This window comes from Methylobacterium sp. J-048, from assembly GCF_022829515.1.
In the GTDB taxonomy this organism is placed as follows: Bacteria; Pseudomonadota; Alphaproteobacteria; order Rhizobiales; family Beijerinckiaceae; genus Methylobacterium.
In genome coordinates this window covers 1-353 of the sequence record NZ_JAKSYL010000217.1, presented here as the reverse complement: position 1 = coordinate 353, position 353 = coordinate 1, and the positions used below count along the sequence as shown (strand labels likewise).

The following is a 353-nucleotide window of genomic DNA, read 5'->3' as shown; positions in this document are numbered from 1 at the left end:
TTCGCCACGAAAGTCTCGACCCGGCCAATGAAGCCGGCGAGGTGCGGGGCGATGCCCCGGAGGCTGGCGAGGTCGCGGACCAGGATGTCGCGCGACAGGGCGCGGTCGCCTTCGGTGGGGGAGCCGGCGGCGAGCCCGGCAGCAAGAGCCGCCAGGCTTAACAGGAGGAACGCGGCGCGGTCGCCCAATCCGGCTCCGGCGGCGCGTCTGGCTTCCGGGCTCCGCTTCGCGGCCCCGGACTGACGGGTCGTGATTCGGCACCGAAGTCGAAACGTTAAGGAGCCGTCATGGGCCAGCCCTTTGAGCCGCCGTCCGGCGACGGGATCGAGAGCGTCGAGCTGAAATCCGCGCTG

General features: G+C 71.1%; 1 pseudogene. It reads right to left on the bottom strand.

Annotated features, from left to right (window positions below):
• A pseudogene (locus MKL09_RS21280) lies at window positions 1-188 on the bottom strand (hypothetical protein); the annotation flags it as partial.
• Window positions 189-353 lie beyond the last annotated feature (165 nt).